6 protein-coding genes are annotated in these 5,490 nt (G+C 66.0%); 1 reads left to right on the top strand and 5 read right to left on the bottom strand.

Features of this window, described 5'->3' with window-relative positions:
* Positions 1-39: 39 nt before the first annotated feature.
* From QTH97_RS36545 to QTH97_RS36530, 4 genes are read right to left on the bottom strand one after another with little or no spacing between them, the layout of a single operon-like run.
* A complete protein-coding gene (locus QTH97_RS36545) occupies positions 40-564 on the bottom strand; it encodes a gamma carbonic anhydrase family protein (RefSeq protein ID WP_286573661.1) in 525 nt (174 codons plus the stop codon).
* A 29-nt stretch (positions 565-593) separates the two neighbouring features.
* Positions 594-1,574 (bottom strand): Bug family tripartite tricarboxylate transporter substrate binding protein, encoded by a 981-nt coding sequence (locus tag QTH97_RS36540; protein ID WP_286573659.1) that lies wholly within the window; start codon positions 1,572-1,574, stop codon positions 594-596.
* A gap of 33 nt (positions 1,575-1,607) precedes the next feature.
* Entirely contained in the window at positions 1,608-2,762 is a 1,155-nt protein-coding gene (locus QTH97_RS36535; RefSeq protein WP_286573657.1) for a CaiB/BaiF CoA transferase family protein, read from the bottom strand.
* A 30-nt stretch (positions 2,763-2,792) separates the two neighbouring features.
* Positions 2,793-3,749 carry a hydroxymethylglutaryl-CoA lyase gene (locus QTH97_RS36530; protein ID WP_286573656.1) on the bottom strand — a complete coding sequence of 319 codons (957 nt, stop codon included), beginning with the start codon at positions 3,747-3,749 and terminating at the stop codon, positions 2,793-2,795.
* 132 nt (positions 3,750-3,881) lie between these two features.
* Between QTH97_RS36530 and QTH97_RS36525 the strand changes: the two genes are divergently transcribed.
* Complete coding sequence (locus tag QTH97_RS36525) at positions 3,882-4,811, top strand: LysR family transcriptional regulator (RefSeq protein ID WP_286573655.1); 930 nt, start codon at positions 3,882-3,884, stop codon at positions 4,809-4,811.
* 38 nt (positions 4,812-4,849) lie between these two features.
* Here QTH97_RS36525 and QTH97_RS36520 read toward each other — a convergent pair whose 3' ends face one another.
* Complete coding sequence (locus tag QTH97_RS36520; RefSeq protein WP_286573653.1) at positions 4,850-5,329, bottom strand: Lrp/AsnC family transcriptional regulator; 480 nt, start codon at positions 5,327-5,329, stop codon at positions 4,850-4,852.
* Positions 5,330-5,490: the final 161 nt, after the last annotated feature.

The following is a 5,490-nucleotide window of genomic DNA, read 5'->3' as shown; positions in this document are numbered from 1 at the left end:
ATCAGACATGGCTTGGTACCTTGGAAGTAGATGAGAAAGCTATTCGACGAGCGTGAGCTCGGCGCCGTAGGTGGCGGCACGCTCCGCGTAGTCTGTCGCGCTGACCATCAGACGCGCGACGTCTTCGTCCGTCAACTGGCGAACCGCCTTCGCGGGCGCGCCGAGGATGAGTGATCGGTCCGGAAAGACCTTCTTCTCCGTGACGATGGCCCCGGCACCGACCAGGCAGTTCTTGCCGATGACCGCACCGTTGAGCACCACGGCCTGGATGCCGACCAACGAGCCTTCTCCGATCGTGCAGCCGTGCAGCATCGCCTGATGACCCACGGTGACGTTGGCGGCGATGTCGAGCGGGAAGCCCGGGTCGGCGTGGAGCACAGCGCCTTCCTGGATGTTGCTGGCTTCGCCGATGCGGATCGGTTCGTTGTCGCCGCGGATCACCGCACCGAACCAGACGCTGGTCCGTTCACCGAGCTCGACCTGCCCGATCAGATGGGCGCCAGGTGCCACGAACGCGGTGGCTGCGATGCGCGGCGCCTTGCCGCCGATGCTGTAGAGGGCCATGTCCGTTCTTTCGATGGCGGGGTCGATGGTCACTCGGCCGTGATGTTGGCCTTCTTGACCAGCTTGGCATAGCGCTCCTGCTCCGTCTTGAAGAACTGGGCAGACGCTTCGGGCGTCATCGGATTGATGATGTTCTCCTGCTTGGCCATGGCGTCCTTGGTTTCAGGCGTGTTGAAGGCAGCGACGATGGCGGTATGCAGGCGCTTGACCTCTGCGGGCGGCAGCTTGGCAGGGCCAATGACGGCGAACCAGCCTGAAACGTCGACTTCGGGGAAACCCTGCTCGGCGATGGTCGGCACGTTCGGCAGCGAGGGCACGCGGGTCTTGCCCATCACGCCGATGGCGCGCAGGGCGCCGCTCTTGAGTTGACCTTGGACAGCAGGCACCGCCACCACGCCCATCTCGACCTGCCCGCCGAGGATGTCGGCGATCATCGGCCCGACGCCCTTGTACGGAATGTGGCGCGCGTCGACGCCGGCCGCATCCAGGAACATCGCGCCAGCCAGGTGAATGATGGTGCCGTTGCCGGACGACGCGTAGTTGTAGCCGTCGGGCTTGGCCTTCAGCAGCGCCTGAAGTTCCTTGGCGTTCTTGGCAGGCACCTTCGGATTCACCACCAGCACGAAGGGCGTCGCGCCGACGACCGAAATCGGCGTGATGTCGTTGATGGCGTCGAAGGGCATCTTCTTGAACACGCTGGGATTCACCACGTGGTTGTTGGACACCACGCCCAGCGTCTGGCCGTCGGCCGGGGCGCGGACGACGACGCTGGTCCCGGTGATGCCACCGGCTCCCGGCAGGTTCTCGATCACCACCCCCTGGCCGCCCAGCGCCTTGGTGAGCGACGGCGTGGCCGCCCGCATGATGGTGTCGACGCCGGAACCGGCGCCCACAGGCAGCACCAGCCGCAGGGGTTTGTCGGAGGATTGGGCCAGGGTGCCGGTGGCGCCGAGTGCGAAGGCGGCGGCAACGAGTGCGGTCAGGCCGCGGCGTTGGATCTGGAAGGTCATGTCTTGTCTCCGTGGGTCTTGGTTTGTTGCGTGTCAGGCCGTGGCGTGGCTGGGCAGCCCGGCGAGGATTTCTTCGGTGTGCTGGCCGACACCCGGCAGCGCGTGCCGCACACCCGGACGGCGACCGCCCATCAACAGCGGCAGGAGCACCACGTCGGTGGACTCGCCGTCCTCGCATTCCATCGGCACGAGGCCGCCGCTCGCCTTGAGGTGGGGGTCGTTGACCAATTGGTCGGGCCGCATGATCGGTGCGTACGGGATGCCGGCCGCTTCGAGCTTGGGCGAGAGCTCTTCCACGCGGTGGTGCTTGAGGTTCTCGCCGAGCTTCGCGAGCAGAGCCGGGCGCACGGCCACGCGCAGCGCGTTGTTGGCGAGCGCCGGATCGGCCGCCAGCTCGGGCGCCTCGATCACACGGCACAGCGTCAGGAACTGCTTGTCGCTCACTGCGCCGATGAAGAGCTGCTCGCCGTCGGCGAGGGTGAAGACGTCATACACGCTCCAGGCCGACACGCGCGAGGGCATCGGCGGCGGGGGCTCGCCGGTCATCGCGTACTGCTGCATGTGCTGCGACGAGAGGAACACGCAGTTCTCGAAGAGGGCGCTCTGCACCTCCTGGCCCTTGCCGGTCAGCTCGCGCTCGCGCAGCGCGGCCAGTACGCCGATCGCGCCGAACATGCCGCCCATGATGTCGTTGACCGAGGTGCCGGCGCGCAGCGGCCGTCCGACCGGGCCCGTCATGTACGAGAGGCCGCCCATCATCTGCACGACCTCATCGAGCGCCAGGCGGTTCTCGTACGGGCCGGGCAGGAAGCCCTTGTGCGTGACGTAGATCAGGCGCGGGTATTTCTTCGACAGGGTCTCGTAGTCGAGTCCGAAGCTGGCCATCAGGCCGGGCCGGAAATTCTCCAGCACCACGTCGCACTGGCCCGCGAGTTCGGCGGCGGTGGCGCGGCCTTCGTCGGTGCCGATGTCGATCACCACGCTCTTCTTGTTGCGGTTGAAGGAGCGGAAGAAGCCGATGCCCAGGCCCGGCAGCTTGCGGGTCTTGTCGCCGCCCGGCGGCTCGACCTTGATGACTTCGGCGCCGAGGTCGGCGAGGATCATCCCGCACGTCGGGCCCATGACCATGTGGGTGAACTCGAGGACGCGGACGCCGGCGAGGGGGAGGGGATTGGCAGCGGTGGTCATGAAATGGGTTCCCGGTGGGTTCAGGCGTCTTCAGGCAGAAAGGGCTTGGGCGGCGAGGCCGAAGGTCTTGGGCAGGCCGGCCTGCCACAGCGAGCCATGCAGCGTCTCGCCAGCAAGCCACTCGGCGACGCGGGCGCGCAACGCGAGCAGTTGATCGATGTCGACGCCGGTCTGGATGCCCATGCTGCCGAGCATGTAGGCCAGGTCTTCGGTGGAGACGTTGCCGCTCGCGCCCGGCGCATGTGGGCAGCCGCCGATGCCGGCCAGGCAGGCGTCGAAGCGATTCACGCCGACTTCAAGGGCGGCGTACACGTTGGCGAGCCCGAGGCCGCGCGTGTCGTGGAAGTGCCCGCACCAGAAGCGGTCGCCGGCGATCTTCACGGCGTCCTCGAACAGGTCGCGCACCATGCCCGGGTCGGCGTAGCCGACGGTGTCGGCCATGCTCACGCGGTCAGCGCCGGCGTCGAGCAGGGCCTGCATGAGGCGCAGCACCTCGCTCTTGTCGACGAGCCCCTGCAGCGTGCAGCCGAAGGCGGTGCCGACCCCACCCTCGATGAGGATCCTCGAGCCCGAGGCGTCGCGCGCCGCGCGGATCTTCGCGACTTCAGCCACCACATCGTCCGGGGTCTTGCGCAAGTTGGCCAGGCTGTGGGCATGGCTGGCAGAGAGCGGCACGATCATCAGGTCGGCGTCGGCAGCGATCGCGCTCTCGGCGCCGCGCAGATTGGGCACCAGGACGGACGTGAAGAGCTTTGGCAGCGTCTTGGCGTAGGCCACCAGCTCGGCCGTGTCGGCCAGCTGCGGCAGCAGGCGCGCCGGCACGAAAGAGCCGACTTCGATCTCGCGCTGGCCGGCCTCGTAGGCGGCACGGATCCATTCGATCTTTTGCGCGGTCGGCAGGATGGTGGCGATGCTCTGCAGGCCGTCGCGCAGACCGACTTCGCGGATGACGGCGCTGCGCGGCAGGCTAGCGGAAGAAAGTGTCATGGGGTTTGTCTCCAGTCTTTCGACGTACGGTTTGACGTCGTGGGGAGACTGTAGGCATTCCCTCCTTGCGCGAAAAGCGGTAAATTGGAACGCCCAGCGTTCCATTTTGGAACGTCACACTGCGCCTGACCCATGCACGACCTTGATCTCACGAGTCTTCGGCTCTTCGTCGCGGTCTGCGAGACGCGAAACATCGCGCGCGCCGCTGAGCAGCATCACATCGTTGCCTCCGCCATCAGCAAGCGAATTGCACAGCTGGAGAGCACGCTGGGCAATGTGCTGGTGGAACGAAATCGTCGCGGTGTCGCGATCACCGGCGCTGGGGAAATCCTGCTGGAACACGCACGCGGCATGCTGGCCGGCGCGGACCGGGTCGCGCGCGACATGGCTGCCTTCGGAAAGGGGATCAAGGGTCAGGTTCGTGTTCTCGCCTCGGTCTCTTCCATTGCCGAGTTCCTGCCCGACGACATCGCATCGTTCCTGCAGGTCCCCGAACACCGCGAGATCCGGATCGACATCGAGGAGGCCCTCAGCCGCGATGTCGTCAGCGGCTTGCGCGAAGGCTTGGCGCCGCTCGCGGTCCTCTGGGACGCCGCGGACCTCGAGGGATTGCAGACACGGCCCTATCGCAATGACCATCTCGCGATCGTCGCCAATCCATCGCACCCGATCGCGGGCAGGAAACGGTGTGCCTTCGAGGAATCGCTTGACTACGACCATGTGGGACTTCCAGCGTCGACCGCCGTGCACACGATGCTGGCGCGCGCGGCCGCCATCATCGGCAAGCCGATCAGCTACCGGGCCGTCGTTTCCACCTTCGATGCCTCGCTGCGCTGTGTCCGCGCGAACCTCGGCATCGCTGTGGTTCCACGCGAGGTCGCGGAGCCCGTGGCTACGACCTACGGGCTCAAGGTCCTGCCACTGACCGATCCTTGGGCGCAGCGCAGCTTTGCCATCTGCTTCTACGACGAAAATCGACTGTCGCCTGCGGCGAAGGCGCTGGCTGCGCATTTGCAATCGCTGGCGACGCCTCGTCCGGACGCCAAGCGACGCCGAGGGTAGAGGCGCCCGGGCGCGTCACCCTGCATGTCTCAGGTCGATCACACGAGTGTCATCGTTGCCTTGACCGGCCGCATGACGAAGCTTGTCTTGCAGTCCTGAACGCTGGGATGCTTGAGCAGCGTGTCCATCACGAAGCGTGTGTAGTGGTCCATGTCGGCCACGACGATGCGCATCAGATAGTCCATCTCTCCCGTCAGGGAGACGCAGTCGATGACTTCCGGCCAGGTCTGCACGGCGGCTGCGAAGAGATCCATGGGGCTGCGCTTGTCGCCGCCCGTGTGCTTCTCCATCCGGACGTTGATGTAGGCGGTCAGGCCCAGGCCAATCCTCTTGGCCCGCACCAAGGCCACATAGCCCGCAATGACCCCCGTTTCCTCGAGCCGCTTCACGCGCCGCAGCGCTGCCGAGGCCGAGAGCCCCACCTGTGTCCCAAGCTCTTCGTACGACAGCCTGCCGTTCAGTTGTAGTACCGAAATAATGCGCTGATCGATCGAATCGAGCGTTGTTTCTGTGGGCATGGAACAGATTGTCACATGAATCGTGCGTAGAAGGCGCGAATTCGCCTCGATACGCACGATCCCTGCGGCCGAATCTGCCTACAGTGATGAACCACGACGGGGCCTGCACGCGGTCCCGAACCCACATCAACCGCCTTGGAGCATTCGCCATGACCACCGAC

Origin of the sequence: Variovorax gracilis, from assembly GCF_030317115.1 — a bacterium.
Taxonomy (GTDB): domain Bacteria; phylum Pseudomonadota; class Gammaproteobacteria; order Burkholderiales; family Burkholderiaceae_C; genus Variovorax; species Variovorax gracilis.
This window is presented reverse-complemented; position numbering and strand designations above follow the sequence as displayed.